Consider the following 14,534-nt stretch of genomic DNA (forward strand, 5'->3'; position numbering starts at 1 on the left):
TCGTTAAAAGAAAACCGCATCATTGGGCTTGCAGCACCACCACCCGTTGCCCGGCGCGCACGGCGGATCCGGGTTGCACGCGCACCTCCTGCACCACGCCTGTGATCGGCGCGAGCAGGGGGATTTCCATCTTCATCGATTCAAGGATCACCAGCGTGTCACCGGCCTGCACCTGTTGGCCGACGCTGACCTGCACCTGCCACAGATTGCCGGCGATGTGGCTGTCGACGCTGATCTGACCGACCTCCAGCGCGGCTTCGTCAGCGACCTCGGCCACCGCTTCATCGCTCTCGAACGTCGCCTGACCGTTGGCGATCCAGCGTTCCCGTTCAGCCTGAAACGCGCTTTGCTGCTGTTCGCGAAACGCTGCGATGCCCTCGGCTTCCTTGGCCAGGAACGCCTGGTAATCGGCCAGGTTCAAGGTGCTGTGCTCGATCTGCAGCGGGTAGCGCCCGAGGGGGAAATCCCGGCGGATGCGCAGCAGTTCATCGGCGCTGACCGGGTAGAAACGGATCTGGTCGAAGAAGCGCAGCAGCCACGGCTTGCCGTCGAATGCGGCGACTTCCCGGTAGCGGTTCCACATCTGCAGCGTGCGGCCGACGAACTGATAACCGCCCGGGCCTTCCATGCCGTACACGCACATGTATGCGCCGCCGATGCCCACCGAGTTTTCGGCGGTCCAGGTGCGGGCCGGGTTGTACTTGGTGGTGACCAGACGGTGGCGCGGGTCCAGCGGCGTGGCCACTGGCGCGCCCAGATAGACATCGCCCAGGCCCATCACCAGATAGCTGGCGTCGAACACCGTGCGCTGCACTTCGTCCAGATTGGGCAGGTCGTTGATGCGGCGGATGAACTCCAGATTGCTCGGACACCACGGCGCGTCCTTGCGCACGGTGGTCATGTATTTGTCGATGGCCAGCTGGCAGGCCGGGTCATCCCAGGACAGCGGCAGATGGACGATGCGCGACGGCACTTCGAGGTTTTCGCTGGCGCACACCGCGTCCCATTCACCGGCGACGATGTTCAGCAGGTCGGCCAGGGGCAGTTGTTCGGGTTGGTAGTGGACTTGCAGCGAGCGGATGCCCGGCGTCAGGTCGATCACCCCGTGCAACGCCTTGGATTCCAGCGCCTGCATCAGCGCATGGCCACGGAAGCGCAGCACCAGGTCCAGCTCCGGCGCGCCGATTTCCAGCAGCAGATGAGTGTCGCCGGAGAGGCGGGCGACCAGGCGGGTGTCGTCCTCGCCAATGTCCAGCACGACCGGGGATTTAACTGAAAACCCCTGTGGGAGGGAGCTTGCTCGCGATGCCAGTGGTGCGCCCGATGAAGATGCATCGCCTGTCCCGGCCTCATCGCGAGCAAGCTCCCTCCCACGGTGTTGCGTCCCCTGTAGGAGCGAATTCATTCGCGAAGACGGCGTTTCCAGCGCTAAAGATGCGGCGGATGTCCCGGCCTCTTCGCGGACAGGTCCGCTCCCACGGTGTTGTGTCCCCTGTAGGAGCGAATTCATTCGCGAAGACGGTGTTTCCAGCGCTGAAGATGCGGCGGATGTCCCGGCCTCTTCGCGGACAGGTCCGCTCCCACGGTGTTGCGTCCCCTGTAGGAGCGAATTCATTCGCGAAGACGGTGTTTCCAGCGCTGAAGAGGCGGCGGTTGTACCCACCTCTTCGCCAACACGTTGGCTCCTACAGAATATGGCGCGGGCAGCTTCGACGGTGACCGGCGCAAACCGCACTTTATCTCCGGCCTTGAGCTGGCCCAGTTGCCACAGGTCCGCCTCGATGATGGTCACCGGGCAGACGAATCCGCCGAGGCTCGGGCCATCCGGGCCGAGGATGACCGGCATGTCCCCGGTGAAGTCCACCGCGCCAATGGCGTAGGGATTGTCGTGAATGTTCGACGGGTGCAACCCCGCCTCACCGCCGTCGGCCCGAACCCACTCCGGCTTCGGGCCGATCAGGCGCACGCCGGTGCGGCTGGAGTTGAAATGCACCTCCCATTCCGTGGCGAAGAACGTCTCGATATAGCCTTCGGTGAAATACTCCGGCGCCCCGTGCGGCCCGTAAATCACCCGGATATCCCGTACCGCCGGCAGCTCATGAACCCACTCGTCCGACAGTCGTTGCCCCACCACGCGGCCCATCTCCACCGCCTGAAGCACTGCATCCGCGGGCAAACGCGCTCCTGCAGGCGATGCAGATTCCTCGCGATCCACTAATGGCGATACGTGCAGCACGTCCCCGGCCCGCAACGCACGACCGCCGTGCCCGCCAAACTGGCCCAGGGTGAACGTGCTTTTGCTGCCCAGATAATCCGGCACGTCCAGCCCGCCCCGCACGCACAGATAGCTGCGCGCACCGGCACATGAAATGGTGCCCAGCGCCAGGGTCGATCCCGCCGCCACCCGTAACGACGTGTTCATCGCCTGCGCCACGCCGTCCAGCGTCAGCGGAATCACAGCCCCGGTCACCGCCACCACCGCATCGGTGTTGAAGCGCAGTGTCGGCCCGCTCATGGTGATTTCCAGCGCGGCGCAACCTTCGGGGTTGCCCAACAACCTATTGCCCAGCCGCAGCGAACGACTGTCCATCGGCCCGGATGGCGGCACACCGACCGCCCAGTAACCCAGGCGGCCGGGATAATCCTGCACGCTGGTCTGCGTCCCGCCGCTCAGCACTTCAAACGTGTTGGCGCGGTAGACCAGGCCCTCCAGGCAGCGGGTCCACGGCTGACCGCTGGCGAACGGTACGTCGGCGATGATTTGGCGCAGGTAATCGCGGTTGGTTTCCAGGCCGTACAGACGGCTGTCGCTCAGGGCCTGGGAAAGCCGGTGGCTGGCAGTGCCCCGGTCAGGCGCCCAACTGATCAGCTTGGCGATCATCGGATCGAAGAACGGCGGAATCTCGCAACCGGCCTCCACCCAGGTATCGATGCGCAGGGTCTTGCCGTCGGCGGCGGGGAAGTGCACTGCGGTCAACAGGCCGGGGCTCGGCTGGAAATCCCGGCCCGGGTCTTCTGCGTACAACCGCGCCTGAATCGCGTGGCCGCTGGCTTTCAAACCTTGTTGCAGCTCGGACAACGGCGGCAGATCCCCAGCGGCCAATTGCACCATCCAGCTCACCAGGTCGACGTTCCACACCTGCTCGGTCACGCCATGCTCGACCTGCAAGCGGGTGTTCACTTCCAGAAAATAGAAGCGTTGATCGTCGCTGTCGAACATAAACTCCACGGTCCCGGCGCTGCGATAATCCACCGCTTTCGCCAGCTTGATCGCCGCCGCGCACAGCGCTTCAGCCATGCCGTCGGGGAGGTTGGGCGCCGGGGTTTCTTCCAGGACTTTCTGATTGCGCCGCTGCACTGAGCAGTCGCGCACGCCCAGGGCGATGACGTCACCCTGGCCGTCGCCGAACACCTGCACTTCCAGATGGCGGGCGCGCTGGATGTACTTCTCGATGAACACCCCGGCGTCGCTGAAATTGTTCTGCCCCAGGCGTTTCACCGCGTCGAACGACTCGCTCAGTTCGCCGGCACTACGGCACACGCGCATGCCGATGCCACCGCCGCCGGCCGTGCTTTTCAGCATCACCGGGTAACCGATGACATCAGCCGCCGACAAGGCAGACTCAACGCTGTCCAGCAGGTCGGTGCCTTCGAGCATCGGCACGCCGTGCTGTCTCGCCAGTGCCCGGGCGGTGTGCTTGAGGCCGAAGACCCGCAGCTGTTGCGGCGTAGGACCAACGAAAGCGATGCCCGCGTCTTCGCAGGCCTGAGCGAAGGCGGCGTTTTCCGAAAGAAACCCATAACCGGGATGAATGGCCTTGGCCCCGGTCGCCTTGGCGATGGCCAGGATCTTGTCCACCGCCAGATAGGTCCCGGCCGCGCCGCCTTCCCCCAGGCTGTGCGCCTCATGGGCTTGCACGATGTGCAGACTGGCGACGTCGGCTTCGGAGTAGACGGCAACGCCCTGAACGTTCAGGTCACGCAGCGTGCGCAGGATGCGGCAGGCGATGGCGCCGCGGTTGGCGATCAGCAGTTTGTCGAACATGGTGTTGACCCCGGAGACCAATGTGCATCGATCCCACCCTGGGAAGCGGGCCGTCCCGCTGTTAAACGATCTGCACAGCGGTCGTCCGCTGTGGCTTAACCCGACATGCAGCGATCAGCGATCAGTCCCAGACCAGCAATTCGGCGGGTGTCGGGTTGTAGCCGTTGCACGGGTTATTCAGCTGCGGGCAGTTGGAAATGAGCACGATCACGTCCATCTCCGCGCGCAGTTCCACGTATTTGCCGGCACCAGAAATGCCGTCCTCGAACGTCAACCCGCCGTCAGCCGTGACCGGCACGTTCATGAAGAAATTGATGTTGGGGCTGATGTCGCGTTTGCCCAGGCGACCGTCGTGAATGCAGGCGCGCAGGAAGCTGTCGCGGCAACTGTGCATGTGGCGTTTTTCCAGCGCGTAACGCACGGTGTTGCTCTCTTGGGCACAGGCACCGCCGAGGGTGTCATGGCGACCGCAGGTGTCTTCGACGATGGTCAGCATCGGCCGGCCAAGGTTGGAATACAGCACGCTGCCTTTGCTCAGATAAACGTTGTTCTGCCGACGCAGGGTGCGTTGCACGTCGTAGCGTTCCCGGGGGTTGGCCAGGCTGTAGAACAGGGTGTCCACCGCCTGATTGCCTTCCAGGTCCAGCAAACGCAGGGTTTGTCCGGCCTTGAGTTCGGTCAGTGAAGGTTCGCCTGCCGGGATGTGGGTGAGGGAAATGGGAGCTGGCATGGTGTTGATCCTCAAGCGAACAGGCGGTCGGTGTTGATGAATCCACGCACGTTTTCCGCGCGCGAGGTGCGGCAGTGCTCGGCGACGCTGGCGTCGGCCTTCATCCAGGTCAGCTTGAGCGGCTGCGGCGAGTACTCCGGATTGGGGTCCATCGGGTGTTGCAGCGCGGTCAGCACCACCAGGGTGTTCATCGGCGCGTACAGCTCGATGAAGTCGCCGGCTTTCGAGTTGCCCGGCACGAAGGCCAGGCGCCCGGCGTTATCGACGTTGACCCGGCTGAACAGGTTCAGGGTCATCAACAGGTCGGCCAGGCCCAGGTCCCATTTGCCCAGTTCTACCAGCAGGTTGTCGGCGCCGTTGCGAAAGAAGTCGTTGCGCAGTTCCTGATAGCGGCCCTGGCCGTATTTTTCAGTGACCTCTTCGGCGCAGAGCACGCCGCCAAGGCTGTCGCTCCAGCCGCAGGTGTCGGCGGTGATCGCGGCCAGTACACGGCCCATGTCCGAATACAGGCAATGGCCCTCGGTAAGCTTGGCGGTGTGTTGGCACTTGAGGCTGTCGGGCAGGTTCAGGCGCTCGGTTTTCTGGTCGGCGTTGAGCATCGTCAGGCTGACGTTGGCGTTGCCGTTAAGGTCGGTCAGGCGCAGCAATTCGCCACGCTTGAGCACGAACGACAGGTGGCCTCCGCCGGGCAGAAGGTCTTCGGCGAACACGGGAAACAGGGAAGTGGAATCAGTCATGTGAAAAGTCCTCTAGACCGTGTGCAGTGATTCGAAGGCGGCGCGGGCGGCGCGACGATCGCTGTTGAGGGGGATGTCATAAGTGATGCGTGCGCCATAGGCGCCGGGGGCGTGCGGGTCGTGGCGGACCTTGTCGAACACCATCAGGCGGGTGCCGAGGTTGAAGCCTTCGGACAGGTCGTGGGTGACCATGAACACTGTCAGTTGCGTCTCGCGCCACAGCTCCAGCAGCAACACGTGCATGTCCTTGCGGATGCCGGGGTCCAGCGCGCCGAAGGGCTCGTCCAGCAGCAACACCCGAGGTTTCATGATCAGCGCCTGGGCGATGGCCAGCCGCTGCTGCATGCCGCCGGACAGTTGCGTCGGGTACTTGTCCAGCGAATGGCCGAGGCCGACTTTGTGCAGCAGCATCGACGCCTGTTCCCGGGCCTCGCGCTTGGCGCTGCCGAACAAGCGACCGAGCAGGGCAGAGCGCGGCAATTCCAGGCCCAGTGCGACGTTGTCCAGCACGGTCAGGTGCGGGAACACCGAGTACCGCTGAAACACCACGCCCCGGCTGGCATCCGGTTCGCTGGCCAAGGGCTTGCCGTCCAGCAGGATCGCGCCTTTGCTCGGCACTTCCTGGCCCAGCAGCAGGCGCAGAAAAGTCGATTTGCCGCAGCCCGACGCGCCAACCAGGGTGCAGAACTCGCCCTCGGCCACGCTCAGGTTCAGGCCTTCAAGCACCACCTGATCGTCGTATTGCTGCCAGACGTTGTTCACCGAAATGAAGCTCATGGGCGGGCTCCCTCATACCAGGGGAACGCTTTGCGGGTCAGCGCCTTTAGGGCCCAGTCCATCAGCCAGGCGAGCAGGGTGATCCACACCACGTACGGCAGGATCACGTCCATCGCCAGATAACGACGCACCAGAAAGATCCGGTAGCCGAGGCCGTCCGTGGAGGCGATGGCTTCGGCGGCGATCAGGAACAACCAGGCCGACCCCAGCACCAGCCGCAGGGAAATCAACAAACGCGGCAGCAGTTGCGGCAGCACCACGCGCAGGATCAGGGTCCAGGTAGAGGCGCCCAGGGTCTGCGCCTTGATCAGCAGCTCCACCGGGATTTCCCGCGCGCGCTGTTCCAGGTCACGGGCCAGAATCGGCGTGATGCCGATGACGATCAGCATCACTTTCGACAGCTCGCCCAAGCCGAAGACGATGAACAGAATCGGCAGGATCGCCAGCGGCGGCACCATCGACAGCACCGTCAGCAAGGGCGACAGCGGGGCGCCGAACAGCGGCAGGATCCCCGAGGCGATGCCCAAGCACAGCCCGACCAGCGCGCTGATGGACAGACCGATGGCCAGCCGTTGCAGGCTGGCGGCGCTGTCCTGCCACAGCAGGTATTCGCCGGTGCGGGCGTCCGGGACAATCGCGACGCGTTTGATGGCCTCGGTCATTTGCACAGCGCTGGGCAACAGCTTGTCGTTGGGGTTTTCCGTCAGCCGCGTCGCCGAGCCCATGAAATAGGCGAGCAGCAGTAAGGCGAACGGCAGGAGCACCAGAATCAAACGGCTGGCGCGATCCGGACGGCGGTTTATCAGTCGCATGGCAAGGGCCTTCGTTTAGAGCTTGCCGTCGGCGGCCATCTGCACGTAGCTCGGGTCGAAGTGCAGCTTGAGGTTGGCCTTGTCGCCTTCGGTCACGCCGCCGGCGAAGCTCATGCCCACGGCGCTGGCGTCTTTGGCGCCTTCCCCGAGCAGGCCGTGGGCGAAGGAGAAGTCCGCGACTTTACGCATGGTGGTCGGCAGGTCCTTGCTGGTGGCGAAGGCCAGGGTTTCTTTCGGGGTGTAGAACAGCTTGGTGGTCGCCAGTTGCGACTTGAAGCCCGCCAGGTCGGTGCCCGAGGCTTTGGCCATGTGCTCAAGGGCGGCGGTGGACGCCGCGGTCTTGGCGTTCATGGTGTCCATCACTTCAAACCAGGCGCCGGTCAGGGCTTTGCCCAGGTTCGGGTTGTCCTTCAGGGTCTGGGTGTTGACCACCATCATGTCCATGATCTCGCCGGGAATCTTGCTTGAATCGAACACTTCGGTGACGCCGGGCTTGGCCTTGATCTCCGACAGCATGGGGTTCCAGGTGGTGACGGCGTTGACGTCATCGGTGTTGAAGGCAGCGGCGATGTCAGCGTCGGAGGTGTTGACGACTTTCAGGTCTTTTTCCGTTAGGTTCGCGGTGTCCAGCGCCCGGGCCAGCAGGTAGTGGGAAACCGACAGTTCCACCAGGTTGACGTCCATGCCCTTGAGGTCGGCGACCTTCTTGCCTTCGCCCTTGATCACGACGCCGTCGTTGCCGTTGGAGAAGTCGCTGACGATCAGCGCGGTGCTTTCCACGCCGCCGGCGGCCGGGATCGTCAGTGCGTCCATGTTGGTCATGGTGCAGCCGTCGAACTGGCCGGCGGTGTATTGGTTGATGGATTCGACGTAATCGTTGAGCTGGGTGACCTTGATGTTGATGTTGTACTTCTTGGCCCACTTGTCGACGATGCCTTGGGTGCCGGCGTATTCCCACGGCATCCAGCCGGCGTAGATGGTCCAGCAGACATCGAAGTCTTTCTTGGCGGCGGCGCTGGCCGAGAGGCTTGTGGCGGCGATGACGGCTGCGGCGAGCAGACCGAAAAGACGGGACTTTTGCATGGGGGCATCTCCAGTAGCGAAAAAGGGCGGGCAGGAGCACGGCGACACCACTGGTGTCCTGTCTCCCGGGCTTTTATCCCGCCGTGTAACCTCTACTGGAGGTCGCCAACTCTCGGACCAGCCACTCGCGAATCGCGAGCCGGAACCCTAGTCGGCTATTGCAAATTGTGGTGCCGCGAACCGGTGTTGACTCCTGCACGAATGTTTCTTAAGCGAGAGTTGTGCCAATTCGCTGGAAGCCCGGGCGGACAAGGGCTCTTGCGGGAGGAGGGTGGGTCTGGCTGCCTCAATGCAGGTTTTCGCGCGCCTCTGTGTGCACCGTCACGGGGCGCCGCCGGGCGGGTTCGGCACGTGTCGGGGCACTAGGTCACGAAATTGCAGTCTTACGGGTTGTCCGTCAGTCATTTTGGCGGATGCCGACCAGCGTCGCTGGTTTGAGCCCTACCGCGGTCCAGGAGGCCGCCATGTATAGACGAATCCTGTTAACCCTTTTGATGACTTCGGCGCTCGCAGGTTGCTACGCCGATTCCGGCTATTACCAGGAAGAGGTCTACACGCAGCCGGTCTATGCGCAGCCTGCCTATAGCGGAGTTTACAGCGGCACTTATATCTATCAGGGTGGTTATCAGCCCTACTACCGGCGTGATGTTTATGTAGCGCCACGTTATTACGCGCCGCCGCCGCGTTATTACAACGGCTACAACGGTCGCCCAGGGTACGGACCGCGACCTGGTTATGGCGGACCACGTCCCGGCTACGGCGGTCCAGGCTGGAATGGCGGACCGCGTCCCGGAAATGGCAGCGGACAAGGCTGGCACACAGGGCCGCGTCCGGGGTCGGGCTATCAGCCCGGTCGACCTCCGGGCGGTGGCGGCGGCCCTCGTCCGGGCTGGAACGGCAATCCAGGCGGTGGCGGTGGACACGGCCCAGGCCCAGGTCGTCCCGGTGGCGGCAATCAACGCCAGGACGGTAATTTTGGCCGAGGCGGCCACGGTGGGCCCGGCGGTGGGAATCGCTGAAGCCTGAACACAAAACGGCGCTCCTCGGAGCGCCGTTTTTCGTTTAGCTGCCGCATAGCCTGTAGGAGCTGACGAGCCCGTGCGAGGCTCCGGGGTCGCGCTCGACCGATGCGGTATACCTGACACACCTCCAGCGCCTGATCCTTTGATTCGCGAATGAATTCGCTCCTACAGAAGCGAGCAATTCAATACTCCGACAAATCCGCCAACGGATGCCGTCCTTCCCACGCCTTCTCGAAATGCGCATCCACCACCGCCAGTGGGATCGCCGCCACATCCTGCCAATGCCAATGCGGGGTCTGATCCTTGTCGATCAGGCGTGCGCGCACCCCTTCGCTGAATTCCGGATGACGGCAGCAGTTGAGGCTCATGCTGTATTCCATCTGCAACACCTCGGCCAGCGACATGTGCCGTGCCCGGGCGATCTGTTCCCAGACCAGGTGCGCCGTCATCGGGCAGCCTTCGGTCATGGTCTTGGCGGCCTTGGCCAGCAACGCGTCACTGCTGTGGAGTTGGTGTTTGATGGCATTCCAGGCGCAAGGCGCGTCGGCAATGTCCAACAGCTCGTCAATGACCTGCCGCCGTGGCAGCCACTGGGCGGGCGGCAACTGCGGCAACGCTTCGTGCTGCAACGCCTTGAACAGGCTGTTGAGCTGCACGGCGGTCTGTTCCTGCCAGTTCAATTGCAGCAGGCGCTCGATCATGTCTTCCTGCTGATCGTCCAGCAGGAAGCGGTCGGCGAGGTTCAGGTCCAGCGCGTCGTGGCCATTGATGTGGGCGCCGGTCAGGCCAAGGAACAGCCCCAACTTGCCGGGCAGTCGTGACAGAAACCAACTGGCGCCGACGTCAGGAAACAGGCCGATGCTGATCTCCGGCATCGCCAGACGGCTGCTGGGGGTGACCACCCGGATACTGGCGCCTTGCAGCAAGCCCATACCGCCCCCGAGCACGTAACCGTGGCCCCAGCAGATAAGCGGTTTGGGGTAGGTGTGCAGCGAGTAGTCCAGGCGATATTCCGCCGCGAAAAACTGCGCGGCCAGCGGCGGGACTTCGCCTTTGTGATTGCGTCCCGCCTCCACCAACGCGCGAACATCGCCCCCGGCGCAAAAGGCCTTCGGACCGTTGCCGCGCAACAGCACGCACACGATCTGCGGGTCGCTGGCCCAGGCGTCGAGGCGATCCTGCAGCGCCAGAATCATCGGTAGCGAGAGGGCGTTGAGGGATTGTTCGGCGTCGAGACTGGCGATGCCAATGCGGGCGCCGTCGATGCCGGTGAGCTCTTCGAATTGCAGATTCATCGTGACCTCATATAAGGGGGACCGGAGCGTCTCTGGAAGTTGTGAGTCCTCGCGACGCAGAGAAGTTGCACATCAGCGCTGAGGGAGAGTGTAGGAACGCAGGGGTCATCGCGTCGGTTTTTTCCCTGGCACCGCGCCTTGCGCTGAGGCGGCAACAGCCCCTAAAGTCCGCCCAATGTTTTTGCCGGACGACACCATGACAAGCGATGACCGCATCAAACTGGAAGCCAGCTGGAAACACGCGCTGCGTGATGAATTCGAAAAGCCCTACATGGGCACGTTACGTGAATTCCTGCGTCAGGAGCACGGGGCGGGCAAAGAGATTTATCCGCCGGGCCCGTTGATCTTCAACGCGCTTAACTCCACGCCGCTGGACAAGGTGAAAGTGGTGATCCTCGGCCAGGACCCGTATCACGGGCCCGGCCAGGCCCATGGCTTGTGCTTTTCCGTGCAACCGGGCGTGCCGGCGCCGCCGTCGCTGATCAACATTTACAAAGAGCTCAAGCGCGACCTGAACATCGACATACCGAACCATGGCTACCTGCAATCGTGGGCGGACCAGGGCGTTCTGATGCTCAACACCACGCTGACCGTGGAGCGCGCCAACGCCGCCTCACACGCCGGCAAGGGCTGGCAGCATTTCACCGACAAGGTGATCGAGCACGTCAGCGCCCATCAGCCGCATTTGGTGTTCCTGCTGTGGGGCGCCCACGCCCAGAGCAAACAGAAACTGATCGACGCCACCAAGCACCTGGTGCTGACCTCGGTGCATCCGTCGCCGCTGTCGGCGTACAAGGGGTTTCTGGGCTGCGGCCACTTCAGCAAGGCCAACAAGTTTCTGGAGCAGAACGGCATTGCGCCGATCGAGTGGCGGTTGCCGCCGACGGTGTAACTCTGTTGATTGATCGTTTCCACGCTCCGCGTGGTAACGCGCTTACCGAAGATGTGTCAACGGACGCGGAGCGTCCCGAGAGGCATTCCCACGCAGACCGTGGGAACGATCAAACGCTCAAGCACTGCGCCGAACCCAAACCCGAAACAGCGGCTCGGCCAGAAACAGCACAAACAACAGTCGCATCACCTGCATCGCCGTCACCAGCGGCACGGAAAGCTGCAGCACTTCTGCGGTTAGGCTCATTTCAGCGATGCCGCCCGGCATCATGCCCAGGGTCAGCGAACGCAGATCCAGCAGGGTCAACGCACTCAGAATGAAGGCCGCGACGGCGGCGATGATCATGGTCAACGCCGTGCCCACCAGCGTGCGCCCGAGAAACGACGGCGCGCGACGAAAGAACGCGCGATTGAAATGACAGCCCAGACCGCTGCCGATCAACCATTGCCCGATCTGGCTGCCGCCGTTGGGTAGACCGATGTGCAGGTCAGCACTCACGCTGACCACAGCGCTCACCAGCAACGGCCCGAACAGCCACGGATTGGGCTGCCGCAAGCGCTGCCACAGATACGCCATCGCCGCGCCCGCCGGAAACAGCACCGCCAGCCAGGCCCAATCCACCGTCACCGGGTGCAACGGCGGTGCGCTGGCACCCAGCAGGTATTTGAAGATGGCCGGCACGCACAACACCACGCACAGCACCCGAAGGCTCTGGCCGGCCGCAACGTTACTCAGGATCGCGCCATTGCGGGCGCCGAGATTGACCATCTCTCCGGAGCCGCCCGGCATGCTGGAGAAGAACGCCGTGGCCCGGTCTTCGCCGGTGCGCAGCATCAGCCACACGCCGACCACACTGGAAACGCTGGTCACCAGTGCGCCAATGAAGATCAAGCCGAAATGGGAGAGGACTTGTTCGATCACCACAGGGGTGAAGTGCAGGCCGATACCGATGCCGACCACCCATTGGCCGCATTTGCGGCCGCCGGGGATTTCAGCCAGCTGCCACGGCGTCAGGCAGCGGACCAGGATGATTGCCAGCAGTGAGCCGACCATCCAGGGTAATGGCCAGCCGACCTGGCTGGCGAGGTAACCGCCAAGCAGGCCGACCAGCGGTGTACCCCACCATGTACTGAAGGGTCTGTCAGACATTCGTCACTGCGCGACGTTGACGGGCACGCTTGCGCCAGATGCGGATCAGCGGTAACACCAGCATGAACGCGGTCACCACCCAGACACCGAGGGTGATCGGGCTCGACCACAGGATCTCCAGCGCACCGTTGGAAATCGACAGCGCGCGACGCAGGTTCTGCTCCATCAGCCCGCCGAGGATGAACCCCAGCAGAATCGGCGACAGCGGGAAGTCCAGCTTGCGCAGGATGTAGCCGAAGATGCCGATGCCGACCATCAGGAACAGGTCGAACGTGGTGGCGTGAACTGCGTAGACGCCAATCCCGGTGATGATCGCGATGACCGGCACCAGTGCCCAGTTCGGCACAGCGAGGATGCGGGTGAAAATGCGGATCATCGGGATGTTGAGGATCACCAGCATAATGTTGGCGACGAACAGCGAAGCGATCAGGCCCCAGACGATGTCCGGCTGTTGCTGGAACAGCAGGGGGCCGGGAGTGATGTTGTACAGCGACAGCGCGCCGATCATCACCGCCGTGGTGCCCGAACCCGGAACGCCCAGGGTCAGCATCGGCACCAGGGCACCGCAGGCCGTGGCGCCGATGGCGGTTTCAGGCGCGGCCAGACCACGCATGTCGCCTTGTCCGAATTTGCCCGTGTTACCGGCGATACGTTTCTCGGTCATGTAGGCAACCGCACTGGCGAGGGTCGCTCCGGCACCCGGCAGCACGCCCATGATGAAACCCAGCAGGCCGCAGCGAATGTTCACCGCGAACACCGCGCCGGCTTCCTTGAGGTTGAACATCATGCGCCCGGTGGCTTTGACCGCTTCCTGACCGCGGTGGGTTTTCTCCAGCAGCAGCAGAATCTCACTGACCGAAAACAGACCCAGCACCAGCACGACGAACTGAATGCCGTCAGCCAGGTGGATATTGTCGCCCGTGAAGCGGTAGACACCGCTGTTGGCATCAATGCCGATGGTCGACAGAAACAGCCCGATCAGCGCGGCGACAAAGGTCTTGAGCGGTCGATCACCGGCCATCCCGCCGAGACAGACGATGGCGAACACCATCAGCACGAAATACTCCGCCGGCCCGAAAGCAATCGCCCATTTGGCCAGCAGCGGGGCGAACATCACCATGCCGCAGGTCGCGATGAACGCACCGATGAACGAACTCCACGCCGACAGCGACAACGCCACACCGGCCATGCCCTGACGCGCCATCGGGTAACCGTCCAGCGCGGTCATGACGGTGGAGGCTTCGCCCGGAATGTTCAGCAGAATCGAGCTGATACGACCGCCGTATTCGCAGCCCAGGTACACCGCCGCCAGCAGAATCAAGGCGGATTCAGGCGGCAAGCCCAGTGCGAACGCGATAGGAATCAACAACGCCACGCCATTGATCGGGCCCAGGCCCGGCAGCAGGCCGACGACGGTGCCGATCAACGTACCGGAGAGGGCGGTGATGAGGTTGTAAGGGGTCAGCGCAACGCCGAAGCCCTGTCCCAGATAGCCGAGAGTGTCCATGTTATTTCTCCAGAACGTCGAGCAGACCCAGGGGGAGCGGCACGTCCATCACTTTGTCGAACAGCACGTACAGGCCAATGCTCATCAGGACGGTGGTCACAATGCTGGGCAGCCAGCGGCCGCCATACAGGCGCGCCATGGGGATGCCGATCAGGATGCTGCTGAGGATGAAGCCCAGCGGCTCGAACAGACCGGCGAACACCAGCAGCAGGACAATGCAGATGGCGATCTTGATCAGTGTCGGGCGGTCCAGCTCGGGTTCGTCTTCGGAGTGCACCACCGGCGCGGGGCGAAACACCATATACAGCAGGGAAATGCCCATCAGGCCCAGCATCAGCAGCGGAAATGCCCGCGGACCGACGGGTTCGTAGGAGAACGGTGCCTTGTAAGGCCAGGCCATCATGGCCAGACCGATGCACACCAGCAGCAGCAAAAAGGAGAAGATTCTTTGCAAGGGGATCATGGATAAAACTCCTGGGTCGCGC

Annotated in this window: 12 protein-coding genes and 1 riboswitch; of the genes, 2 read left to right on the forward strand and 10 right to left on the reverse strand. The window is 63.2% G+C overall.

Annotation, left to right across the window (positions count from 1 at the left end; translation table 11 throughout):
* Positions 1-19 precede the first annotated feature (19 nt).
* The 6 genes from ABQX22_RS19295 to ABQX22_RS19320 form a co-directional block, all read right to left on the reverse strand.
* Complete coding sequence (locus ABQX22_RS19295) at positions 20-4,045, reverse strand: 5-oxoprolinase/urea amidolyase family protein (RefSeq protein ID WP_349801448.1); 4,026 nt, start codon at positions 4,043-4,045, stop codon at positions 20-22.
* Between the two features lie 121 nt (positions 4,046-4,166).
* The gene (locus ABQX22_RS19300; RefSeq protein WP_349801449.1) at positions 4,167-4,775 is read right to left on the reverse strand and encodes an urea amidolyase associated protein UAAP2; all 609 of its coding nucleotides are present in this window, start codon (positions 4,773-4,775) and stop codon (positions 4,167-4,169) included.
* A gap of 11 nt (positions 4,776-4,786) precedes the next feature.
* The gene (locus ABQX22_RS19305) at positions 4,787-5,512 is read right to left on the reverse strand and encodes an urea amidolyase associated protein UAAP1 (protein WP_349801450.1); all 726 of its coding nucleotides are present in this window, start codon (positions 5,510-5,512) and stop codon (positions 4,787-4,789) included.
* Positions 5,513-5,524: 12 nt separating this feature from the next.
* A complete protein-coding gene (locus ABQX22_RS19310) occupies positions 5,525-6,289 on the reverse strand; it encodes an ABC transporter ATP-binding protein (protein WP_349801451.1) in 765 nt (254 codons plus the stop codon).
* Positions 6,286-7,101 carry an ABC transporter permease gene (locus ABQX22_RS19315; RefSeq protein ID WP_349801452.1) on the reverse strand — a complete coding sequence of 272 codons (816 nt, stop codon included), beginning with the start codon at positions 7,099-7,101 and terminating at the stop codon, positions 6,286-6,288. The genes ABQX22_RS19310 and ABQX22_RS19315 overlap by 4 nt, the downstream gene beginning before the upstream one ends.
* Before the next feature lie 15 nt (positions 7,102-7,116).
* Complete coding sequence (locus ABQX22_RS19320) at positions 7,117-8,184, reverse strand: putative urea ABC transporter substrate-binding protein (protein ID WP_349801453.1); 1,068 nt, start codon at positions 8,182-8,184, stop codon at positions 7,117-7,119.
* 60 nt (positions 8,185-8,244) lie between these two features.
* Positions 8,245-8,346: riboswitch (guanidine-I (ykkC/yxkD leader) on the reverse strand.
* 302 nt (positions 8,347-8,648) lie between these two features.
* On the opposite strand from ABQX22_RS19320, the gene ABQX22_RS19325 reads away from it, so the two are divergent.
* On the forward strand, positions 8,649-9,203 hold the full coding sequence (locus tag ABQX22_RS19325) for a hypothetical protein (protein ID WP_349801454.1): 555 nt from the start codon (positions 8,649-8,651) through the stop codon (positions 9,201-9,203).
* 185 nt (positions 9,204-9,388) lie between these two features.
* Here ABQX22_RS19325 and ABQX22_RS19330 read toward each other — a convergent pair whose 3' ends face one another.
* Positions 9,389-10,501 (reverse strand): enoyl-CoA hydratase/isomerase family protein, encoded by a 1,113-nt coding sequence (locus ABQX22_RS19330; RefSeq protein WP_349801455.1) that lies wholly within the window; start codon positions 10,499-10,501, stop codon positions 9,389-9,391.
* Between the two features lie 196 nt (positions 10,502-10,697).
* Here ABQX22_RS19330 and ung point away from each other — a divergent pair, with 196 nt between their 5' ends.
* Positions 10,698-11,393, forward strand: a complete 696-nt coding sequence (gene ung, locus ABQX22_RS19335) for a uracil-DNA glycosylase (protein ID WP_349801456.1) — start codon at positions 10,698-10,700, stop codon at positions 11,391-11,393.
* Positions 11,394-11,510: 117 nt separating this feature from the next.
* Here the strand turns inward: ung and ABQX22_RS19340 are convergent, their stop codons facing one another.
* From ABQX22_RS19340 to ABQX22_RS19350, 3 genes are read right to left on the reverse strand one after another with little or no spacing between them, the layout of a single operon-like run.
* Entirely contained in the window at positions 11,511-12,542 is a 1,032-nt protein-coding gene (locus ABQX22_RS19340; RefSeq protein ID WP_349801457.1) for an AbrB family transcriptional regulator, read from the reverse strand.
* The gene (locus ABQX22_RS19345) at positions 12,535-14,049 is read right to left on the reverse strand and encodes a tripartite tricarboxylate transporter permease (protein WP_349801458.1); all 1,515 of its coding nucleotides are present in this window, start codon (positions 14,047-14,049) and stop codon (positions 12,535-12,537) included. Before ABQX22_RS19345 ends, ABQX22_RS19340 begins: the two co-directional genes overlap by 8 nt.
* 1 nt (position 14,050) lies before the next feature.
* Positions 14,051-14,512 (reverse strand): tripartite tricarboxylate transporter TctB family protein, encoded by a 462-nt coding sequence (locus tag ABQX22_RS19350; protein WP_349801459.1) that lies wholly within the window; start codon positions 14,510-14,512, stop codon positions 14,051-14,053.
* Positions 14,513-14,534 lie beyond the last annotated feature (22 nt).

The sequence above is a fragment of the Xanthomonas sp. WHRI 1810A genome, from assembly GCF_040202885.1.
Taxonomy (GTDB): Bacteria; Pseudomonadota; Gammaproteobacteria; order Pseudomonadales; family Pseudomonadaceae; genus Aquipseudomonas.

What these genes read in the sequence shown, in the direction of transcription:
- ABQX22_RS19295 (WP_349801448.1), bottom strand. Translation starts at nt 4,045, where the DNA reads ATGTTCGACAAACTGCTGATCGCCAACCGCGGCGCCATCGCCTGCCGC.
- ABQX22_RS19300 (WP_349801449.1), bottom strand. Translation starts at nt 4,775, where the DNA reads ATGCCAGCTCCCATTTCCCTCACCCACATCCCGGCAGGCGAACCTTCA.
- ABQX22_RS19305 (WP_349801450.1), bottom strand. Translation starts at nt 5,512, where the DNA reads ATGACTGATTCCACTTCCCTGTTTCCCGTGTTCGCCGAAGACCTTCTG.
- ABQX22_RS19310 (WP_349801451.1), bottom strand. Translation starts at nt 6,289, where the DNA reads ATGAGCTTCATTTCGGTGAACAACGTCTGGCAGCAATACGACGATCAG.
- ABQX22_RS19315 (WP_349801452.1), bottom strand. Translation starts at nt 7,101, where the DNA reads ATGCGACTGATAAACCGCCGTCCGGATCGCGCCAGCCGTTTGATTCTG.
- ABQX22_RS19320 (WP_349801453.1), bottom strand. Translation starts at nt 8,184, where the DNA reads ATGCAAAAGTCCCGTCTTTTCGGTCTGCTCGCCGCAGCCGTCATCGCC.
- ABQX22_RS19325 (WP_349801454.1), top strand. Translation starts at nt 8,649, where the DNA reads ATGTATAGACGAATCCTGTTAACCCTTTTGATGACTTCGGCGCTCGCA.
- ABQX22_RS19330 (WP_349801455.1), bottom strand. Translation starts at nt 10,501, where the DNA reads ATGAATCTGCAATTCGAAGAGCTCACCGGCATCGACGGCGCCCGCATT.
- ung (WP_349801456.1), top strand. Translation starts at nt 10,698, where the DNA reads ATGACAAGCGATGACCGCATCAAACTGGAAGCCAGCTGGAAACACGCG.
- ABQX22_RS19340 (WP_349801457.1), bottom strand. Translation starts at nt 12,542, where the DNA reads ATGTCTGACAGACCCTTCAGTACATGGTGGGGTACACCGCTGGTCGGC.
- ABQX22_RS19345 (WP_349801458.1), bottom strand. Translation starts at nt 14,049, where the DNA reads ATGGACACTCTCGGCTATCTGGGACAGGGCTTCGGCGTTGCGCTGACC.
- ABQX22_RS19350 (WP_349801459.1), bottom strand. Translation starts at nt 14,512, where the DNA reads ATGATCCCCTTGCAAAGAATCTTCTCCTTTTTGCTGCTGCTGGTGTGC.